We start from the raw sequence: 20,137 nt of genomic DNA, 5'->3' as shown, positions 1-20,137 counted from the left end.
CGCACCCGAACAGGAGGCTCATCGTGACCGCACCCGTGCCGGCCACCGCGGCGTCGACCGTCGGCCTGCGGACGCTGCCCGTCGACGCCGACGACGGCTTCCCCCAGTCCTTCCTGCTCGGCATGGCGGAGCGCACCTACCGGTTCGAGCTGTACGTCGACGTGCCCGAGCACCTCCTGGACCAGGAGGCCGACCGCCGCACCACGATCGACGTGGTGGGCTCGGCGACCTCGCCCGCCCAGGGCATGCTCGTCGGCGTCGTGGTCCGGCAGTCGCCGGACGGCACGCCCGTCCCGCTGCTGCGCCGCCGGTTCCTGCCGGGCCTGGTGCACACCGCGGCGGAGCTCGTCCTCGTGGTCGACGAGGTACGCATCGCGGTCGGGAACCTCAACGGTGCCGGCGCGTTCGGCTCGGTCCTGCGCGCCCGGGTGGGTGTGCGATGAACGGCATCGTGCTCTGGCACAAGGTGGTGATCAGCGCCGCGGGTGCGGGCGGGGGCGCACTGGGTGCCCTGGCCTCGGCGTTCGGATTCGGCCTGCCCCTGACGATCAGCAACAGTGTGTACGGGCTGGGCCTGGTGCTCGACGCCGACGTGACGATCACGGCGCGCGAGGGGGCGACCGCGACCACGTTCGCCGTGACGGTCTACGACCTGCCCAGCAAGGACACCGAGATCCTCCGGTCCGCCAACCACGACGGCGCCCTGCACGTCGCGATCAGCTTGGGCTACCTCGACGACCCCCGGATCGTGTTCGGCAACCACCCGGTGCTCCGCGGCCGGATCGTGGACATCGACGCCACGATCGGCGAGGACGGGCGCGCCAAGGTGGTGCTCCGGGGGCAGGAGGAGACCGGCTACCTCCTGCTGCACACCCGCGCCGCGGGGACCCTACGCGGCTCGGGCGACCTCGACGCCGTCGTGCGCCGCCTCCTGAGCAGCGTCACGGCACCGGCGGGCGGCCTGCGGCTCGCGGACGGGTCCTCGCTGGGTGCGTCGACCCGGGACTTCACCGTCCGCAGCGGCTCGGTGCTGTCGGCCCTCTCGCAGCTGACCGAGCTGGCCGGCAAGGCGCTGGTCGTCGGGGACGGGGTCGTCGCCATCGGCGCGGCCGTCGGGCGGGACCGCGCGCCCGTGGAGATCGCCGACAACATCGTCCAGCTCGGCAGCGCCCAGACCGACCGGCCCGCGGCGGGTGCCGCGGCGTCGGCCCCGGCCTCACCGGCCGACCGGGCCGTGACCGACGGGCACACCGTCACGGTCCTCGGGCACCCCGGCCTGCGGGTCGGGCAGTCGATCGTCTCGAAGGCCCCGGGGGCGTCCGGCACCCTGCGGATCAGCGCGCTGACCACCACCTACTCGGTGAAGTCGGGCTACGTGTGCGAGCTCGTGCTCGCCGACGTCACGGGCGGCGCCCGCGCGCCGGCCGCGACGCCGGCCACGCGCGTGGTGGACGAGTTCAACCGGGCCATGCTCGCCGCGCGGCAGGACAACCCCGCCGTCGACGTCGGGCAGGTCACCGCGTACGTGGCCGGGGACGGCGCCGCGCAGGGTGACAAGCACCGCGTCACGATGCACTACGCCCAGACCCCCGCCCGGGGCGTCACCGCACCGAGCACGGACAGCCCCGTCTCCACCGAGGACGAGCTGGTCAAGAAGCCGGTCGCCTCGGTGTTCGCCTTCGACAAGGTCGGGCTGGTCACGCCCGTCTACCCGGGGATGCGCGCGCTGCTGGCCCACAACCGCTCCCTGACCAACGACGCGGTCGTCGCGGGCTGGCTCTGGCCCACCGAGCCCGCCGCCGCGCCACCGCCCAACCAGGCCGGCGACTGGTGGCTGGCCCTGCCCACCGAGCTGGGCTCCGACGGACGGCCGACCGGCAAGGGCGTCAACGACCTCGTCGACGCCCGGGGCGCGCGGGTGCTGCAGGCCAGGGCGCTGCACGTCCTCGTCGGCGCCTCGGCGCTGCCGGCCGTCGGCACGCGACCCACCGTCCCCGCGGACGACACGATCACCATCGAGCACGCGAGCGGCACCAGGATCACGATCGACGCGCAGGGGGCGGTGTCGGTGACCACCGACCACAAGAAGCTCACCTTCGGCAACGGCCAGGTCTCCCTGAGCATCGACGGCTCGTCCGTGGAGGTGGCGTGATGGCCACCGTCCTGACCGTCGGCTCCCAGCTCGCGTGCGCGCACGGCGGCTCCGTCACGCTCACCGGCGGACGCACGGCGCTCACCGTCGGGGGCAGGGCGGCGCTCGCCAGGCTCGACGTCCTGGGCGCCACGATCAGCGGCTGCGGCACACCGGCGACCAGCTCGACGAAGCCGTGCCTGGCGGTCACCTCACTGCTGGCCGGGGAGGCCACGAAGCTGTCCGTGGGCGGGCACAAGGTGCTGACCACCGATGCGCGCGGCCTGACGGACGGCGTCTCCGCGGACGGGCCCGGGCAGTGGAGCGTCCGTTCGGCGGGCCACTCGTCGCTGGTGACGTCATGAGCGCCGGATCGCGCGGCGCCCGCGAGCAGGCGGCCTACGGCCGGGCGCTCGCGCTCGACGACGGCGACCTCGTGCTCGACGCCGGGCGCCTCGAGGAGGTCGGCGGCGTGGCGTGCCTGCGTCAAGGGCTGGAGCTGCGGCTCGCCACCCCCTGGGCCAGCGACCGGCTCGACGTGCGGTACGGCCTGGACGTGCGGGACACGTTCACCGCCGCGCTGCCGCGGCCCATGGTCAAGGACGTGCTGCGCCTGAGCATCATCCGGTCGCTCGCGGGCGACCCCCGGGTCGCGAGCGTGGACCGCGTGCTGTTCGACGACGACCCGGAGTACCTCGCCGCGCACCCGGGCACCGACGGCGGCGCCGGCGACGTCCGCACCGCGCTCGTCGAGATCACGGTCACCCCCGTCCCGCTCGCGGCCGACCTGACCGACCCGGCTTCCGACCCGACGACCGGCGCGGCAGCGACCGTGCAGGTCCTGGCAGACGTGAGGTGGTGAGCGAGATGATGCCGTACGGGGTCACCGACGACGGCTACGTCGTCAAGGGGCTGGACGTCGTCCTGGCGGAGTCGTTGGCGAGGGCGCGTGCCGCGTTCGGCGCGGACGTCGACCTGACCGCCACGAGCCCGTTGCGCAAGATCCTCGAGGTGACGGCCGGCGAGGACGCCGAGCTGTGGAAGCGGCTGGAGTGGAGCTACTACGCCGGCTTCCCCTCCACGGCGGACGGCGCGAGCCTCGACCTGCTCGGCGAGGACGTCGGCGTCGACCGGCGCACCGAGCACGCGGCCGGCGAGGTCACCCTGACGCTGAGCGGCGGCGTCCCGGGCCGGACGTACCTGGTCAACGAGGCGACAGTGCTGACCACCGCCTCGGGGACCCTGTTCACCACGACCCGCGCCGTCACGCTCACCGCCACCGCGCCGGAGGCGACGACCCCGGTCCTCGCGCTCGACCGCGGCCCCGCCGGGGACGTCCCGGCGGGCGGCATCGCCGCGATCGAGGCGGCGCACGCCGCGGTGTACTTCGCCGACCTCGGCCCGGCGACGATCTCGGTGGCCAACGCCGCCCCGACGGCAGGCGGGACCACCCCCGAGCCCGACGACGTCTATCGCGGCCGGCTGGTCGGCACGTCGCGCACGCTCTGGACCATCGAGGCCGTGCAGCAGGCGGTCCTCGCCGTCGACGGCGTCGTGGACGTGCTCATCTCCGACCCGCTGGGCGGCGTCGACGTCTCGCAGTCGTACTTCGGCCTCTTCGACTTCGGCCGGCGGCTGTTCGCCGCGGAGCGGCGCTTCGGCGAGCCCTACCTGTTCGACGTCGTGGTGGCGCACGAGTTCCGGTGGCCGTGGCTGCCGCAGGGCCCCGTGCGCGGCTGGAGCGGGTGCGGGAGGCGCTGGACCTGGTCCGCCCACCCGGCGTGCACCCGAACGTGATCGAGGCGGACCACATCGACGTCGGGGTCCGCGCACGCGTCGTCGTGCAGCCCGGCTACGACAAGGACGCGCTGCTCGCCAGGGTGCTCGAGCGCGTGGGTGCCGAGGCGGCGGGGCTGCGGCTGGGCGGTGATGTGCTGTTCGCCCAGGTGATGCGCGCCTTCACCGACGAGGCGGGCGTCCTCGACGTGCAGGCGATGCACCTGCGCCGCGGGCCCGCGGTGTTCGGTCGGTTCAGCCTGGGACCCGTCGGCTTCCAGTCCGTGGCCTACGAGGCGGGGGTGGGCGAGAACCTCGTGATGGCCCCCACCGAGCTCGCGGTGTTCCGGCCGGACTCGGGCCTGGACGACATCGAGGTGGTGATCCCGTGATCCCGGCCCTGCGTCCACCCGCGGCGGTGCACGGCATGCGGGGGCGCCTGACGCTGCCCTTCGCCCGCGGGGCCGACGCCCTCGACCTCACGCTGCTGGCCGGTGCCGTGCCCGGCGCCGCCGCGGTGGCGCCGTACGCGTTCACCGAGCACCAGGCGCTGTACGGGCGCTCCCCCGAGGCCAGCTACGTCCTGCGGGCACGGGCGTCCGGGGGGACCGTGGTCGAGGTCGACGGCACCGACCCCGTGGCGGGCGTCTTCACGGTCCCCGTCGACGTCAGCGGCCTCGGTGCGGGCGACAGCGTCGCGCTGCCGCTGCCCGCCGCCGCGAGCGCGGGCGCCCGCCTGACGGCGCTCCGCGAGCCCGACCCGCCGGCCACGGGGACCACGGCCGACCGGTGGGAGGTCACCGCGCTGCTCGGCACGACCGCCCGCCTGCTGTGGGTGCTCGGCGCCGAGCGCGACCGGCTCGCCCGCCTCGCCCGCGAGGTGCACGACCAGCGCGTCGTGGCCCGCACCGGCGGAGCCGGCCTCGACCTGGTCGGCGCGGACCTGGCGGTACCCCGCTTCCCTCCGACGCCGTACTCCGTGGACGACGGGACGGTCGCGCTCCTGCACCTCGACGACGCCCCGGGTGCGGTCCCCGCGGTCGCGGACGCCGCCGCCGTCTTCCCCGGCCGCACGCCCCACCACGGGACGCCGTCGGGCGCCGCGACCGTGGGCGCCGTCGGTCGCTACGACCGCGGGCTCCGCTTCCCCGGCCCCGGCGCGGTGACGCTCGCCTCGCACACCGACTTCGACGCCGCGGCCGGCGACGGGCTCACGGTGGAGCTGTTCGTGCGGCCCGACCCCGGGTCCACCCTGGGTTTCGTCGCGCGCCGGGGACCGGCGGGCAGCCCGTCCTGGGCCCTCGACGTCGGCGACCTCGGCCTGGGCGGTCGGCAGTCGGTGCGCGCGACCGTCGACGACGGCACGACCGCGCTGAGCGTCTCGGCGGCGGTCGACCTGCCCACCGAGCGGTTCACGCACGTCGCGCTCGTCCTGGCCCGCGACGCCGGGTCGTCGCGCCTCTCGGTGGTGGTCGACGGCCTGGAGTCCGCGGTGGCGAGCGGCGTGCTCGGCGCGGTGCAGGGACCGGGCGACGTGGTCCTCGGCCCCGACGCGTCGGGGTTCCGGGGTTCCCTCGACGAGGTGCGCCTGAGCTCGGTCGCGCGCCGCCACTTCCACCCCGTGCTGGGCGAGTCGGACGACAGCTACCGCAGGCGGCTCGCGCTGTTCCGCCGCTGGGAGCTGCCCACCCCGGCCCGGCTCCAGGCGGTGCTCAACCGTCTCGTACCGGTGGTCGACGGCGTGGCCGACCCGTTCGTCGTGGACGACACCGACGGACCCGCCTGGACGGGTGGGACGGTGCTGCGCGTCTGGCCGGAGGCGGTCCCGTCGATGGAGAGCATCGACGGCGACGGCCGGCCCGGGGTACGCGAGGACACGATGTGGCCGGCGGCCGACGGTGCGGCCGACCCGGACCTGCTCGGGCGCTGCGCGGACCCGCGCGTCTCGTTCGCGCCCGTCGCCGCGGACCCCACCCGGGAGCCGGGACTTCCCGCCCCCGACCCCCGCCTGATGCGCCCGCCGACCGCCGCGGCCCTGACCCGGCTCGCCGACCTGTTCGACGCCGCGGGACTCTCCGGCGGCGTCCACGTGCGCTCCGGCTGGGACGCAGCCGCGCGGGACGCCCGCGCCGACGGACGGGCCGTCGTGCTCACGCCCGCGGCGGTCGGGCCGGGTCGCCTGGCCGCGCTCGCGCACCGGGCGGGGTTCGACCTGGTGGAGCACCGCGCCGGCGGGATCGTCTACGCCGCCTGCGCACCGGGGCGCTCGCTGCTGCTGGGGCCGACGGGTGCGGGTCCGGTGCTCCAGGCCGGCGGGACACCCCGGATCGACGTCGGCATCCCGACGCTCGTCGAGGTCTCGCTCGGCACGCCCACGTTCACCGGCGCCACCGTGCCGATCGACGCCGAGGTTCGCTTCTCGCTGCTCGGCGCGGCCGATCGCGCCACGCTCGTGCCCACCGCACCCGGTGCGGCCACGGCCACGCTGACCGCGTCGGCGCCCGGTCCGCTCGCGCTGTCGGCGGACGTCGTGCACCGGGGGCGGACCACGACCGTCACCGTGACCGTGCGCGCCCTGCCCGGCCCGCTGGCCGACGGTGCGGCCATCGCGGAGGACGGCACGCAGGGCGTCGCGGAGAGCATCGTCGGACCGCCCGCACCGGGGTTCGACCCCGCCTACCTGGCGACGCTCACCGACCCCCGCGTGACGCTCGGGCCTGCACCACAGGACGCGCAGGTGGACCGCGGGCTCGTGGCGCCGCTCGTCGCGCTGCTCGACGCGCTCGACGCCGCCGGCCAACCGGGACAGCTGACGCTCGCCGAGGCGTACCGGCCCGCGGCGCCCGCCGGGGACCTGGCGCGGGAGGGGCGACGTCTGGTCCTGACGCACTCGGTGCTCGGTGCGGACCGCCTCGGCGTCGCCGCGCACGCCGTCGGGTTCGCCTACGTCGCCCGGGCGGGAGCCACGGTCGTCGTCGCGGGGCCGCCGGGCGACCCGGTCGGCGTCGACGGGCCGACCGAGCTCGAGGTCGGCAACACCGTCGTCCTGACCGTCTCCCCCGCACCGGCCGACGTCTCGGCGACCTCGCGGCTGGGCTGGTCCAGCGCACAGGTGGTGCCGACCGCGCCCGACCGGCAGGGGGTCCAGCTGATGTCGACGACCGCACCGACCGTCGCCGTCACCGCGCGGGTGCCCGGCCGCAGCTGGGTGCGCGCGACCCTGCGCGAGGCGGGCGCGCCCGGACCGTACGCGTTCGAGGTGCGGCTGCGCCCGGAGCTGGCCGGGGCGCGTATCTCGCGCGACCAGTACTACCTCCTGATGAATGCGCTGCACACGCTGCACCCGGTGGGCGTCGAGGTGCTGACCGAACAGCTCCGGTCGGCTGTCGTCGAGCTGGGTTCGACCCCCGGCGGCATCGACCCGAGCTTCACCTACCCGGCGTTCCGCTTGCACCGGGCCGTCCGTTCACTGAGGAAGGGGACATCGCATGGCTAGCGTGAGCTTCACACCGACCTTCAGCCACACCCCGTGGGTCGACAACCGCGACCGGGTGCAGGCGTCCGGACCGAACGGGTTCAACGTGCGCTTCGCGGCGCTGCAGTCGGACCTCGGCGCGCTGGCCGGTGTCGTGTCGCAGATCGACACGGTGCTCGACGGCCTCGAGGCCGGACCGGGTGCACAGACACGCGTCGTGACGCTGCCCCCGATCCTCGTGGCCACCACGGGCGGGGGCACCTGGGCGCTCGACACCTCGGGCAACGCCGTCCGGCCACCCGCGCAGACGGCGCTGTCGGGGATCGCCCCCGCGGTGCTGCCGCAGGGGGTCCGCGTCTCGAGCCTGCGGGCGACGGGAGTCAACAGCGGCGCAGGATCCCTGCGGGTCAACCTCATGCGCGCCCGGCTGGCGGGGGGTGGCGCGAGCGACCGCCTCGCCCGCGTCACGGGCGACGCCAACCCGTTCGACAACACGGTCGCCGTCGATCCCGCGTTCGCGGTGGTCGACAACACGACGTTCCGCTACTTCGTGCTGGCGACCCTCGACAACGCCGCCGTCACCGACAGCGTCAGCCTGTCCGGCTTCCAGATCAGCTATCTCGCCTGACCGGCACCCGCCGGACCGACAAAGGAGCACCCATGAGCATCTTCCTCAGCGTCGACTTCGGCCTCCCCGGGGCGACCGACACTGCCGGCGTGCGGCCGTACACCGGCACCAACCCCCAGTGGAACAACACGAGCATCTTCCTGTCCGGCGGCGTGAGCCAGACGCAGACGAAGGTCGGCCAGGCCACCACGGTCAAGGTGCGGGTCTCCAACGCCAACAGGACCACGGCGATCGAGGACGTGCGCGTCGACGCGTACGTGATGAACCCGTTCGTCGGCCCGTTCCAGCCGTTCAACGCGCGCCGCAAGCTGACCGGGTTCGCGGCGTCGATCGAGCCGGGCTCGGGCGGCACCAGCTCCGCGGACCCCCACGTGATCACGTGCCAGATCCAGGACCCCGTGCTGGGCGCCATCCCGTGGACGCCGACGGCAGCCGACATCGAGGGCACCAGCAACGGGCACCTGTGCCTCGTCGCCAACGCCTACTCCGTGCCCGACGGCGGGCCCGTGCCGGACACCACCACCTACGACGTCATCAACGACCCCCACCAGGGCCAGCGCAACATCGCCGTGCTCAAGGACGCGACCGTCAACTTCACGTTCCAGGTCTTCGGTCCCGAGAACGGTGGCGAGTTCGCGCTCGACCTGCTGCCGCTGAGGTCGCGGGACCTGGGCATCGGTGAGCAGTGGCTGCTGCGCTCGCTGCGCGAGATCACGATCCCGGAGGTCGGCCGCAAGCGCCTGGTCCTGGCCGGGACCCGGGGCAGGCCCGACGTGCCGATCGCCTTCAGCCGCAAGGCCGTGCAGGGGACGCTGAGCATCGACGGGCTCGGGGAGCTCGACGTGCACCAGCTCCTGGGTGTCGGCAAGCGGGTGGCGCCGATGCTCGCGGACCGGCCCGCGCTGCGCGCCCGCGACTGGGGTGCCGGTCGGCTGGTCACCACGGTGGGCCGCGAGGGCACGTTCGCGCAGCTCGCGCTGAAGCACACCGGGGTGGCGGGCGCGCTGCAGGCGTTCGACGTCGTGGCACGCGACGCCGCGGGGCGGCCCTTCGGCGGCCTGCGCATCCTCAACCTCGACCGCTGACCCGCCCGCCCGCCCGCGACTCGCGCAGACACCATGGCGACCACCGTCCACTGCCACGTGCCGATCACGGTCCGCGTGCTCGGCGAACCCGACGAGGCCGCCCTCGCGGCGCTCCGGGAGGCGGTGGGCCGCCAGGTGCGTGACCGGCTCGCCCAGGCGGCGCGGCTGCTCGCGGAGCCGGCTGCCGACGCGGACCGTGCGTCGGGCGCGCCGCGCCGGCCGGACGACGCCGCGGAGCGGTACGACGAGGACCGCGACGTCGCGGACGGGTACGCGATCCCGTCGTACCGGGGCCGCGGCCGGCGGGTTCCCGTGCCCGTCGCCACCCCGCCGACGGGCCGCGGTTGGCGGGTGCTGCGCTCGGCCCACGTGCGGGCACGCGTCGACGAGTTCACCGACTGGGTCGAGACCGTGATGTCGCAGGACCCGGACCCGGCGCGCGGCAGCGTCCTGCCGCAGCGCGCCCTGTACGAGGACCTGTCGGCCGAGGAGCACTACGTCGCGGTCTGGGTGGTCGAGGTCGAGCACCCCACGACGCTCGGCGAGCTGCTCCCCCGGCTCGATGCCCGCGCGCTCGAGCTCCTGGGCGGGCGCCGCGGCCGCACGATGCTGTCGGGTGCCACGGTCGCGGAGGGTGACGTCACGCTGCTGGCGACGTTCGACACGGACGGCGAGGTGGCCCGGCTGCCGCTGCTGCACCGGACCAACGCGCGACGCGTCTCGGGCAACGGCGCCTCGACCCGCCTGCTGCGTCGGTCACGACTCGTGTGGGCGGGCATGGAGCTGCCGGACATCCTCCCCGAGGCGCTCCTCGAGACGGGCCCGCCGACCACGCTGCGGGTTCCTCTGGCCGAGGCGTCGCGCACGCTGGACCCCGCGGTGTTCCAGTCGCGGCACGGGTTCCCCTGGCAGCGGGTGCTCGACGAGGCGGGCACGCGGCTCGTGCGGGTCGACGTCCTGCCGATGCGCACGCGACGGGCGGTCGGCGAGGTGGCGATCGGCTTCGCCGGGCGGATGCTGCTGTCGCGGGCCGGGCTGCCCGCGCCGGAGCCGGGCGTCGCCGTCGACGACATGGTGGCGTACCCGGACCTCCCCGCCCTCCCGACGGCGGTCCGTGACGCGGTGACCGGCTGGGCGGCCGGCCTCCCCGTGCCGGCACCGGTACCCCGCCGACGCGGGGCGCCCGCCCCCGGCCCGCAGGCCCCGCCCGGCACCGTGGTGCTCGCGGTCGCCGTCCACCTCCCCCTCGACCCCGAGACCCTCGGCGCTGCGGTGCTGCGACCGGAGGGGCGACGGCTCGCCGGCGAGATCCGGGACCTCATGGACCGCGAGAGCCGCGAGCTGGTCTGGCGGTCGGAGCTGGCCGGCTTCTTCTCGCGCCGCCTCGGCGGGGGCTACGACGCCCGGCCGCCCGGCGGTACTGCCTGGGAGTACGCCCTCGACGAGCTCGACGCGGCCGGGGAGATCCCGCGCCTGGTCGCCGTGTGCGAGCGCTCGACGCTCGGCGACACCGTCATCAACCTGCTGCACCACTCCCGGGCCACCCGACACCGCACGCACCCGAGCATCGTGGCGCTGTTCGAGCGCCTCACCCGGCAGTGGCGGGACGCCCGGGCCAACGCCTACCGAGCGGGCGACGCGGCGGCCGCGGGCACCGTGGACATCGACCGCGACGAGGACCGGCGCCTCACCGTCGGCGTCCCGGGCCGGGACGTGCTCGGCCGCGTCAGCTCGGCATTCGTCTCGGAGCGCGACGAGCGCGAGCTGTCGCCAGCCGCGGCCGACCGGTTCCGCACCGCGCTGGAGACGGAACGGCAGGCGCTGATGACCCGCCTGGCGTCGGGGGTGGACACGCGCGAGGTGTCGGCCGAGACGTTCCTGCGCGACGTGGTCGCGGCGGCCTGCGAGCGCGCGCGCATCACCGACGACGACTTCACCACCGTCACCATCGAGACGAGCCTGCGCCTCGTCGCCGTCGACTACACCCCCGTGGACGACCTGCCCATGTGGACGGTCCGGCTGGCACGCGTCGAGCGCCGGGAGGGCACGTCGGCCTGGACGACGGTCGGTGCGGAGTTCAGCCGGTCCGCCGACGAGTTCGAGGCGATGATCGTCTACCTGCGCCTCGGCAAGGCCGGGGAGCTCTACGCGACGCTCGGCATGGTGATCGCCGTCGTGGGGTTCATCGCGATCGCGTGGGAGGCCGGCCTGATCGCGGCCCTCGTCTCGGCCGGCGGCGGCGCGAAGATGGTGCTCGCGTCGATCGCGATCAGCGAGCTGATCTACGTCGTGCGCGTGATCTTCTTCGACGCGCGCCTCAGCGTCGAGGGCTTCCTCATGGCCGCCGTGGAGGGCTACCTCGGCGCCCTCGGCTTCCGCGCCGGTGCGCTCGTCGCGGCACCGCTGGGGCGGGCGATCGGCGGCCAGAGCGTCCGGCGGGTCTGGACCGGCATCGTGGTGGAGAAGCTGACCGTCGGCATCGTCGGCGGCTCGACGTCCGCGCTGCTCACCCGGTTCGCGCGCGACATGGTCGAGGTGGCCGTCCGCGACGGGCACCTGTCGGGCTGGCGCACGTACGTCCGCGACATGGCGATCGGCGCGGCGATGGGCGTCCTCGCCGAGTTCACCGTGGCGCCCGTGATGCGGGCCCTGGGCTCCGGGGGCCGGTACGCCCGGACAGTGGTCGGCGACCTGGTGGAGCAGCTTCGCGACGAGGGCTACACGCTGGCCCAGTTCGCTGCCGGGGCCACCGACGCGCTGTCGGCGATGCACCGGTCGGTCACGCTGTTCGCCACCGACATCGCGACGAGCGCCTTGACCGGACAGTTCCGGGAGCGGGTGACCCAGGTGCTCACGGCATGGGCGGCGTCGGCCACGGCACGGCGGGTGCTCGAGCTGTCCGGGGCGCAGTTCTCCCGGCAGGCGGTGCGCGGGCTGGAGATCTTCCTCGCCGCAGCGGACGACCCCGCCTCCGTCGAGGCGGCGCGCCGACTGGCCGAGACGTTCGCCGACCAGCCGCAGGTCGCGGTGCGCCTGATGGAGGTGCTGGCCGCCCTCGAGCCCGCGCAGGCCCGCCACCTGATGACGGGCACGTTCTCGACCGGCGGCGACCTCGCGTCGTTCCTCAGCCGCATCGCGCACTACACGCCCGAGCAGCAGCGTGGCATCCTCGCGCTGCTCGCCGAGGCGAACCTGGTCGCCCGGCCGGCCACCGCGGCCGGGCGGACGGTCGCGCAGGTGATGGACCGCCAGCTCGAGGGCGCCCTGCGGCTGCAGGCCGAGGCGGCACGCCGGCACGCCGCAGCCCTGCGCCGCGAGGCGGAGGCGATCCTCGACCGGGCGATCACCGCCGACCAGGCCGGCCTGCGCCGCCGCGCCGACGCGCTGCTCGGCGAGGCCGCGCACCGCGAGGCCCAGGCGGCCGAGGCCGGCCGGCTGGCCGACGAGCTCGCCGGTCCGCCGGCTCCCGGGGCGCCGCCGCGCGTCGGCGACGTCCCGACCGACCTGCCCGGCGACGACCCGGCCGGGCTCGCCGACGAGCTCGACGCGGCGCTCGGCGCGCTGGAGGCAGGGACGGGGACCCGCCAGCAGGGCGTCTGGATCCAGCTCCCGGCGCGTCAGCCGGGACCGGAGCAGGCCCGCGCCCTGAGCCGTCTCATGTTCACGTCCCGCACCGGCAACCCCGTGGTGTTCCGCATCGAGGGCGGCTCGGGCGGCGTCGCCCGGCGCAGCCGGGAGTACATCAGCATCGACCAGCACGGCAACACCCGGATCCACGCGGGCGGCGACAAGCTCAACCTCAACATCGGCTCGTTCGAGCGGGCGGTCGAGTTCATCCTCGAGGCGCGGCCCGGCGCACGCCTGAAGATGTTCGAGATCGACGCGGGCTACCTGCGCAACCTGCGCTCGACGATCACCCCGGAGCAAGGGCTGGCCACGCGCCTGGTCCCGGTGGGCCCCGACGGCCTGCCGGTGCCCGGGGCGACGCCCACGGCGACCCCGGGCCGGATCGCGGACGTGCAGGGTGCCGGCCGCTACGTGGACACGCGGCAGGCGGCCGACCAGATCCAGCTGGACGGACCGATCGCGGCGGAGCTCAACGACTTCGTGATCCCGCGATCGGGACGCGTGCTCGACTTCACCGCGCGCGGCCGCGCGGGGGTGGGCACGCCATGAAGGTCGTCGTGCACCCGCCCACCCTGTCCGGCGCCGGCGACGGTCGGGTCGCCGCCGCGGTCCTCGCGGCCGTGCGGGTCGAGCTGCGCCGGCTCGACCCGGACGAGGACGAGGACCGCCTCAGCCCGCGGGAACCAGCAGACCGGAGCCCCGCGCGAGCAGCACCGCGCTGAGCCGGTCGTGGCAGTCGAGCTTGCGGTAGGCCTGCTCCAGGTGCTTGTGCACGGTGCGCACGCTGATGCCCAGCCGGCGCGCGACCGCCCGGGCCGTCAGGCCCTCGCCGACCAGGGACAGGATCTCCGACTCGCGCGCCGTGAGCACCCTGGCCGCGCACGCCGCCCCGGGCCCGTCGGGCGCCCGCATCTCGGGGTCCGCCAGCAACGACACCATCCGGGTGGCGGCGACGAGGTCGGCCTGGTCGAACGGGTCCTCGCCCACCAGACGCCACCCGACGAGCCCGACGGCGGGCGAGCGCACCGTGAGCACGATCGCGCCGTCCGCGTCGACGCGCGGCCGCAGCACCGGCAGGCCCGCCAGCACGGCGACGAGCGGGCCGTCCACCGCCCACCCGCGCGCCATGACGTCGCCCGACCCGTCCCACCGGGTGACCTCGACCCGCCCCCGCAGGTCCTGCTCGACCAACCAGACCGAGACGCAGCCCATCGCCCGCGCCACCAGGCTGACCCCGACCTGCCGGTACCCCGCCACGCTGCGCCCCCTCGGTCTCCTCACCCGAGAGGACCCCGGCCCGCGATGGCTGATACCGCGTCGACGAGGCGCGATCACGCGGAAATCCGCCGGTGTGTGCTCCCCCGCGGGGCGCGGTCCGGAAAGTACGCTTTGCCCCGCCTGGTGGTGTCGGCCGGCCCCCGCCCCGGGTCCGCTCCGCCGCCTGCCCCGAACGTGCACCGAACACGCCACGCGCCTCCCCCGACGACGCCCCGCGAGGACCGCCATGCCGCCGAAGATCAAGACAGCGCTGTTCTGGATCGTCGCCATCTTCCTCGTGTACGCCATCGTCACGAGCCCTGACCGGGCGGCCGACGGCGTCCGCGCGCTGTGGGACATCGTCGTCCGCGCGTTCAGCAGCTTCGGCGAGTTCTTCGCCAACCTGACGCAGTGACATGGGCACGGTCGAGCAGACGCTCGCGGGGCACCGGACGCTGCGCAAGTACGTCCTACCCGGCGAGCGCGTCGTCCTGACGCGCCGGTCGCACTGGGCCAAGCTCCTCGAACCCAGCCTGACCACGCTGGCCGGCTTCGCGCTCGTGGCGTGGCTGGTGGACGTGGCCGCGACCGCCGTCGGCGACCGCTCCGACTGGCTGTGGTGGTTGTGGTTCGTCCTGCTCGCGCGGCTCGTCTGGCGCGTGCTCGACTGGCGCAACGAGTGGTTCGTCGCCACCGACAAGCGGATGCTGATGATGTACGGCCTCGTCACGCACAAGGTCTCGATGATGCCGTTGGTCAAGGTCACCGACATGCGGTTCTCGCGGTCGATCGCCGGTCGGATCCTCGGCTACGGGGAGTTCCTGCTGGAGTCCGCCGGACAGGACCAGGCGCTGGGCCGCATCGCCTGGGTGGCGGACCCGGACGCGACCTACCGCGACCTGTGCGCGATCATCTTCACGCCCGCCCAGCCGCCCCACGGACGGCCACCGTCGGTCGCCGTGCGCCGGCCGGCACCCGAGCAGACGGTCCCGGGCAGGACGCCGTGGCCCCCGGTCCACGAGCACCGCCCGGGCGACACCGAGCCGATCCGCGTCGTGGCCGCACCCGCGGGCGACGACGAACCCGGCTGGACGGTCTCGAGCGACCGAGGCACCTTCGTCCCCGTGCACGACCCCGACGGCCGCGCTGAGGACTGAGGCGCCCCGGCCGCCGGGACTCCGGCTAGCTCGCCCAGCTGAGCTCGACCCGCCGGTTCTTGGCCATGGCCGGCTCGTCCGTCTCGGGCACGGCCGGCTCGCTCGACGCCTTGCCGACGACCTGGAGCACCAGGTCGGTGCGCGAGGCGCGCAGCACGCCCGCCACCGCCTCCGCGCGGGCGGTGGACAGCGGGACGTTCACGGCGTCGCCGCCGCGGGAGTCGGTGTGCCCCTCGACCGTCACCTGGGCGCCGGCCGGGATCTGGTCCAGCTGCGCGCCGAGCGCGGCCTGCGCGGTCTGGTCCAGCTCGCTGCTCGCGTAGGCGAACAGCACGTCGGACCCGATGGTCAGCGTCGTCCCGCCGCCGGTGGACGCGGGCGCCTCGACGCCCGTCACGCTGCCCTCGGTCGAGTACGCGTTGACGGAGCGCTCGATCCGCTCGGCCGACGGCTCGGGAGCGTCCTCCCGGTCCACGTACGCGAACGGGAGCAGCAGCGCCATCGCGACGGCGATCGCCCCCGCGCTCACGCGGTCACCTCGACGCCCGGGATCTCGAGCCCCCAGCCGTCCATCATCAGCGTGAACTCGTCGACGTCGTCCTCGGGGGCCGCGTAGACGAACCACGACGACAGGGTCTCGTCGTTGCCCGTCCTGGCGTCCTTGTTGGTCAGCCAGTCCTGCGTCCCCTCGCCCTCGATCACCGAGTAGCGCTTGAGGTGCTGACGGTCGAGCAGCTCGGGGAAGATGAAGAAGTAGCTGTTGATCGCGGACAGGGTCATCGCGTCGTCGGCCTTCACCAGGTGCGGCGTGAAGTCGACGCGCAGCGTCATGGTCGTGCCGTTCTCGTCGAGCACCAGGGAGCGGACCGCGACGTCCACCGTCCCGCGTTCCCGGGGAAGCGTGACCACCACCGGCTCGACGGCCGCCTCGGACGGCGAGGCGCTGGGCTCCGCGGAGGGCGTGGCCGGGGCGGATGCCGAGGCGGGCGCGGTCGGCTCGGGGTCGTCGTCCGGTGCGGTGCAGCCGGCGAGACCGACCGCCGCGGCCAGGGTGAGGGCTGCGACGGCCGTGCGGGAGTGGCGCAGGTGTGTGGGCATGGCGCGCATCATTGCAAAAGAGGCGCCGGATGTGCGCGTTACACGCGGCCGACCGCCGCCGTGACCAGGGCCAGGAGCGCCTGCGCGTACGCGTCCTCGGGGGCGTCGGCCGTGAACAGCCGCTCGGGTCGGCCCGCGTACTCGATGAGCACCGCGTACTGCCCGTCCGTCGAACGCGCCAGGCTGCGGAACGTGCCGCCGAGCAGGTCGCGCAGCTGGTCCTCGCGCGGGAGCCAGACGGCGTCCTCCTGCGCGACCGAGTCCAGGGCCCACTCGGTGGTGCCGTTGAAGCCCAGCACCGTGCCGGTCGGGTAGTCGTGCGGCTCCACCACCATGTCCGAGATGGTGAACACCTGGTCCTCGAGCGTCCGGAGCGCGAACCGGTCTCCGGGCGCCGGCTGCCAGCGCAGACCGGCGGCCTGCAGCTCCTGAGCACGCGCGAGCGAGATCATCGCCCCAGTATCCGCCGCCGGGCTGCGCGTGTCCTGGCACAGGACGAACCGGGAGGATCCCGACCCCGGGCGGCAGCCGCGACTTCCTCGCCGGCGAGCCGTCAGCGCGTGCTGAACGCCGCGTCGAACGCCGCCGTGGGCGGGTCGAAGGCGTTGCGCCGCACGAACTCCAGCGCCTCGGGCGCCCCCAGCAGCCGGTCCATCCCCGCGTCCTCCCACTCCACGGAGATGGGCCCGTCGTAGCCGATGGAGCTGAGCGCCCGGAACGACGCCTCCCAGGGCACGTCACCCCGGCCCGTGGACACGAAGTCCCACCCGCGTCGCAGGTCCGCCCACGCCAGGTGCGAGCCGAGCCGGCCGTTGCGCCCGTTGCCGAGCCGCAGCTTCACGTCCTTGCAGTCCACGTGGTAGATCCGGTCGGCGAACTCGAGGATGAAGTCGACCGGGTCCAGCTGCTGCCAGATGAAGTGGCTGGGGTCCCAGTTCAGCCCGAACGCCTCCCGGTGCCCGATCGCCTCGAGGGTCCGCACGGTCGTCCAGTAGTCGTACGCGATCTCGCTCGGGTGCACCTCGTGCGCGAACCGCACCCCGACCTCGTCGAACACGTCGAGGATCGGGTTCCACCGCCTCGCGAAGTCCTGGTAGCCCGCGTCGACGGCCGCCTGCGAGACGGGCGGGAACATGGCGACGTACTTCCAGATGCTCGAGCCGGTGAAGCCCACGACCGTCTGCACGCCGAGCTTGGCGGCCATCCGCGCGGTGTGCTTCATCTCCTCGGCGGCGCGCTGCCGGACGCCCTCCGGGTCGCCGTCGCCCCAGACGACGTCGGGCAGGATGTCGCGGTGCCGCTGGTCGATGGGGTCGTCGCAGACCGCCTGTCCCTTGAGGTGGTTGGAGATCGCGTAGACCTCGAGCCCGTACTCGTCGAGCAGCGCCCGCTTGCCGGCGACGTACTCGTCGTCGTCCCAGCGCCACGGGTCCAGGTGGTCGCCCCAGCACGCGATCTCGAGGCCGTCGTAGCCCCAGCCGGCGGCCAGGCGCGCGACCTCTTCGAGGGGCAGGTCGGCCCACTGGCCGGTGAACAGGGTGATCGGTCGCGCCATGGTCAGCTCTCCTTCTGCACGGGGGTCCACCTGCTGTCGTCGGCCGCCGACTGCTCGACCGCGGCGAGCACGCGCTGCACCACGAGCCCGTCGGCGAAGCTCGGCACCGGCTGGCGGTGCTCGGCGATCGCGGTGACGAGGTCCACCGCCTGGTGCGTGAACGCGTGCTCGTAGCCGAGCCCGTGCCCCGCCGGCCACCACGCCGCGATGTAGGGGTGCTCCGGCTCGGTCACGACGATCCGGCGGAACCCCGCCTCGACCGCCGGCTGCGTCGCGTCGAAGAAGTGCAGGACGTTCATGTCCTCGAAGTCGAACGCGAGCGAGCCCGCGGAGCCGTTGATCTCCAGGCGGATCGCGTTCTTGCGCCCCCACGCGAACCGGGTCGCCTCGAACGTGGCGAGCCCGCCGCCGGACATCCGGCCGAGGAAGATCGCGGCGTCGTCCACGGTCACCGGACCGGTCTGCGCGCCCGCGGTGCCGCGCAGCCCCGAGTGCTCGGAGGCGACCGGTCGCTCCCGCACGAACGTCTCCAGGATCGCCGAGACCCCGGTCACCGCCTCCCCCGTCACGAACTGGGCGAGGTCGACGATGTGCGCACCGATGTCGCCGAGGGCCCCCGAACCGGCCTTCTGCTTGTCCAGCCGCCACGACAACGGCGCCTGCGGGTCCGCGATCCAGTCCTGCAGGTACTGCGCGCGCACGTGCCGGACGGTGCCGATCCGGCCGTCGGCGACGAGCGTGCGGGCCAGCTGGATCGCGGGGACCCGCCGGTACGTGAACCCCACCATCGCGAGCCCGTCGGCGGCCTGCGCCGCCCGGACCATCGCCTCGGCCTCCTCGACCGAGTTGGCCAGGGGCTTCTCGCACAGCACGTGCTTGCCGGCCTCCAGCGCGGTGATCGCGATCTCGGCGTGCGTGTCTCCCGGCGTGCAGATGTCGACCAGGTCGATGTCGTCGCGGCTGACCAGCGCCTTCCAGTCGGTCTCGGTGCTCGACCAGCCCAGCCTGACGGCCGCGGCCTGCACGGCGGCCGCGTCCCGCCCCGCGACGGCGGCCATGTCGGGCCGCATCGGCAGGTCGAAGAACCGGGGCGCGTTGCGCCAGGCCTGCGAGTGCGCGGCCCCCATGAACGCGTACCCGACCATGCCGACGCCCAGGCGTGGGACTGCTGCTGTCACGGTTCCTCCTCCAGGTCACCCGCGCGGGATGGCCGATGTGCCGGGCGGGCCGCGTACGCGGCGGCCCGCCCGGCCGTGCGATGGGTCAGGTGTCGGTGTCAGGACTCGAAGGCGGTCGGCAGGTACTGGTCGACGTTCTCCTTGGTCACCACGGGCGCGTACAGCTGGACCGTGCGCGGCACCTCGACCTCGACCAGGTCGCTCATCGACTTGCCCTGCACCAGCAGCCGGGCCAGCTTGATGCCGTCGGCCGCCTGGGTGGACGGGTAGACGACGGTCGCCTTGAGCACGGAGTCGTCCGCCTGGATGGCCTCCATGACGTTCTTCGAGCCGGCACCCCCGACCATGATGAACTCGTCGCGGCCCGCGTTCTCGATCGCGGCCAGCACGCCCACGCCCTGGTCGTCGTCGTGGTTCCAGATGGCGTCGAGCTCGGGCGCCGCCTGCAGCAGGTTGGCCGCGGCGGACTCGCCGCCCTGGACCGTGAAGTCGGCCGCCACGCGGTTGCTCACCGACAGGCCGCAGGCCGCGAGCGCGTCCTCGAACCCCTGGCTGCGGTCCTGGGTCAGCGGCAGCGAGTCGATGCCGGCGATCTCCGCCACCTTGGCGTCCGGGTTGCCGCCCACCTCGCCGCAGATGTACGCGCCCGCGCTCACGCCCATGCCGTAGTTGTCGCCGAGCACGGTGGTCCGCGCGGCGTCGGGGTCCTCGAACTCGCGGTCGACGTTGACGACGACGATCCCCGCCTGCATGGCCTCGATCGCCACCTCCGTGAGCGCCGCGCCGTCGAACGGCAGCAGCACGATGGCGTCGACGCCGTCGTTGATGAACTGCTCGACCTGGCTGATCTGCAGGTTGACGTCGTTGGTCGCCTCGGCCTGCACCAGCTCGACGTCGTCGTACTTCCCGGCCTCGGCGACGGCGGACTTGGTGATCGAACCCATCCAGCCGTGGTCGGCCGCCGGGGCGGAGAAGCCGATGACGACCTTCTCGCCGGACTCGTCGTTGCCCGTGGCGGCCGCGGGGGCGGCCTGCGGGGCCTCCTCCTCCTCGGGGGTGTTGGACGTGCAGCCGACGACGAGCGCGAGCGCGGCGGCGGTGCCGGCGGCGGCGATCCAGCCTCGACGGGGCCGGGAGAGGGCGGGTCCGGACATGACGATCCTCCTTGAT

Annotated in this window: 20 protein-coding genes; 13 read left to right on the top strand and 7 right to left on the bottom strand. The window is 74.5% G+C overall.

From position 1 onward, the window contains the following. Positions 1 to 23 precede the first annotated feature (23 nt). From KG102_RS04330 to KG102_RS04280, 11 genes are read left to right on the top strand one after another with little or no spacing between them, the layout of a single operon-like run. Positions 24 to 443, top strand: a complete 420-nt coding sequence (locus KG102_RS04330) for a hypothetical protein (RefSeq protein WP_208289470.1) — start codon at positions 24 to 26, stop codon at positions 441 to 443. After that, positions 440 to 2,152 carry a hypothetical protein gene (locus KG102_RS04325; RefSeq protein WP_208289471.1) on the top strand — a complete coding sequence of 571 codons (1,713 nt, stop codon included), beginning with the start codon at positions 440 to 442 and terminating at the stop codon, positions 2,150 to 2,152. The genes KG102_RS04330 and KG102_RS04325 overlap by 4 nt, the downstream gene beginning before the upstream one ends. Further along, on the top strand, positions 2,152 to 2,496 hold the full coding sequence (locus KG102_RS04320) for a hypothetical protein (RefSeq protein WP_208214647.1): 345 nt from the start codon (positions 2,152 to 2,154) through the stop codon (positions 2,494 to 2,496). The genes KG102_RS04325 and KG102_RS04320 overlap by 1 nt, the downstream gene beginning before the upstream one ends. After that, positions 2,493 to 2,993 (top strand): GPW/gp25 family protein, encoded by a 501-nt coding sequence (locus KG102_RS04315; protein ID WP_208214648.1) that lies wholly within the window; start codon positions 2,493 to 2,495, stop codon positions 2,991 to 2,993. The genes KG102_RS04320 and KG102_RS04315 overlap by 4 nt, the downstream gene beginning before the upstream one ends. A 5-nt stretch (positions 2,994 to 2,998) precedes the next feature. Continuing rightward, positions 2,999 to 3,928: a baseplate J/gp47 family protein gene (locus KG102_RS04310; protein ID WP_243884567.1), complete on the top strand. Its 930-nt coding sequence runs from the start codon at positions 2,999 to 3,001 to the stop codon at positions 3,926 to 3,928. Then, positions 3,925 to 4,299 (top strand): hypothetical protein, encoded by a 375-nt coding sequence (locus KG102_RS04305; RefSeq protein WP_208289473.1) that lies wholly within the window; start codon positions 3,925 to 3,927, stop codon positions 4,297 to 4,299. Before KG102_RS04310 ends, KG102_RS04305 begins: the two co-directional genes overlap by 4 nt. Next, positions 4,296 to 7,403, top strand: coding sequence for a LamG-like jellyroll fold domain-containing protein (locus KG102_RS04300; RefSeq protein ID WP_208289474.1), 3,108 nt, complete (start codon positions 4,296 to 4,298; stop codon positions 7,401 to 7,403). Before KG102_RS04305 ends, KG102_RS04300 begins: the two co-directional genes overlap by 4 nt. Then, on the top strand, positions 7,396 to 8,010 hold the full coding sequence (locus KG102_RS04295) for a hypothetical protein (protein ID WP_208214651.1): 615 nt from the start codon (positions 7,396 to 7,398) through the stop codon (positions 8,008 to 8,010). The genes KG102_RS04300 and KG102_RS04295 overlap by 8 nt, the downstream gene beginning before the upstream one ends. Before the next feature lie 32 nt (positions 8,011 to 8,042). Then, positions 8,043 to 9,095, top strand: coding sequence for a hypothetical protein (locus KG102_RS04290; protein ID WP_208289475.1), 1,053 nt, complete (start codon positions 8,043 to 8,045; stop codon positions 9,093 to 9,095). Positions 9,096 to 9,128: 33 nt separating this feature from the next. After that, positions 9,129 to 13,271, top strand: coding sequence for a hypothetical protein (locus KG102_RS04285; RefSeq protein ID WP_208289476.1), 4,143 nt, complete (start codon positions 9,129 to 9,131; stop codon positions 13,269 to 13,271). After that, positions 13,268 to 13,444: a hypothetical protein gene (locus KG102_RS04280; protein ID WP_208214654.1), complete on the top strand. Its 177-nt coding sequence runs from the start codon at positions 13,268 to 13,270 to the stop codon at positions 13,442 to 13,444. The genes KG102_RS04285 and KG102_RS04280 overlap by 4 nt, the downstream gene beginning before the upstream one ends. Here KG102_RS04280 and KG102_RS04275 read toward each other — a convergent pair. Beyond that, on the bottom strand, positions 13,392 to 14,003 hold the full coding sequence (locus tag KG102_RS04275) for a response regulator transcription factor (protein WP_208214655.1): 612 nt from the start codon (positions 14,001 to 14,003) through the stop codon (positions 13,392 to 13,394). The two genes, KG102_RS04280 and KG102_RS04275, sit on opposite strands and share 53 nt — an antisense overlap. Positions 14,004 to 14,226: 223 nt before the next feature. Here KG102_RS04275 and KG102_RS04270 point away from each other — a divergent pair, with 223 nt between their 5' ends. Both KG102_RS04270 and KG102_RS04265 read left to right on the top strand, forming a co-directional pair. Beyond that, entirely contained in the window at positions 14,227 to 14,394 is a 168-nt protein-coding gene (locus KG102_RS04270) for a hypothetical protein (RefSeq protein WP_208214656.1), read from the top strand. Position 14,395: 1 nt separating this feature from the next. Next, on the top strand, positions 14,396 to 15,136 hold the full coding sequence (locus tag KG102_RS04265; protein ID WP_208214657.1) for a PH domain-containing protein: 741 nt from the start codon (positions 14,396 to 14,398) through the stop codon (positions 15,134 to 15,136). 25 nt (positions 15,137 to 15,161) lie between these two features. Here the strand turns inward: KG102_RS04265 and KG102_RS04260 are convergent, their stop codons facing one another. From KG102_RS04260 to KG102_RS04235, 6 genes are all read right to left on the bottom strand, one after another. Further along, entirely contained in the window at positions 15,162 to 15,665 is a 504-nt protein-coding gene (locus KG102_RS04260; RefSeq protein ID WP_208214658.1) for an OmpA family protein, read from the bottom strand. Continuing rightward, positions 15,662 to 16,234: a hypothetical protein gene (locus KG102_RS04255; protein WP_208214659.1), complete on the bottom strand. Its 573-nt coding sequence runs from the start codon at positions 16,232 to 16,234 to the stop codon at positions 15,662 to 15,664. The genes KG102_RS04260 and KG102_RS04255 overlap by 4 nt, the downstream gene beginning before the upstream one ends. Before the next feature lie 38 nt (positions 16,235 to 16,272). Beyond that, positions 16,273 to 16,686, bottom strand: a complete 414-nt coding sequence (locus tag KG102_RS04250) for a pilus assembly protein CpaE (RefSeq protein WP_208214660.1) — start codon at positions 16,684 to 16,686, stop codon at positions 16,273 to 16,275. Between the two features lie 101 nt (positions 16,687 to 16,787). Continuing rightward, positions 16,788 to 17,789: a sugar phosphate isomerase/epimerase family protein gene (locus tag KG102_RS04245; protein WP_208289477.1), complete on the bottom strand. Its 1,002-nt coding sequence runs from the start codon at positions 17,787 to 17,789 to the stop codon at positions 16,788 to 16,790. A gap of 2 nt (positions 17,790 to 17,791) precedes the next feature. Then, positions 17,792 to 18,934: a Gfo/Idh/MocA family protein gene (locus tag KG102_RS04240; RefSeq protein ID WP_208214703.1), complete on the bottom strand. Its 1,143-nt coding sequence runs from the start codon at positions 18,932 to 18,934 to the stop codon at positions 17,792 to 17,794. A 131-nt stretch (positions 18,935 to 19,065) separates the two neighbouring features. Continuing rightward, entirely contained in the window at positions 19,066 to 20,121 is a 1,056-nt protein-coding gene (locus tag KG102_RS04235) for a substrate-binding domain-containing protein (RefSeq protein ID WP_208289478.1), read from the bottom strand. Positions 20,122 to 20,137: the final 16 nt, after the last annotated feature.

The organism is Cellulomonas fengjieae, assembly GCF_018388465.1.
In the GTDB taxonomy this organism is placed as follows: domain Bacteria; phylum Actinomycetota; class Actinomycetes; order Actinomycetales; family Cellulomonadaceae; genus Cellulomonas; species Cellulomonas fengjieae.
This window is presented reverse-complemented; position numbering and strand designations above follow the sequence as displayed.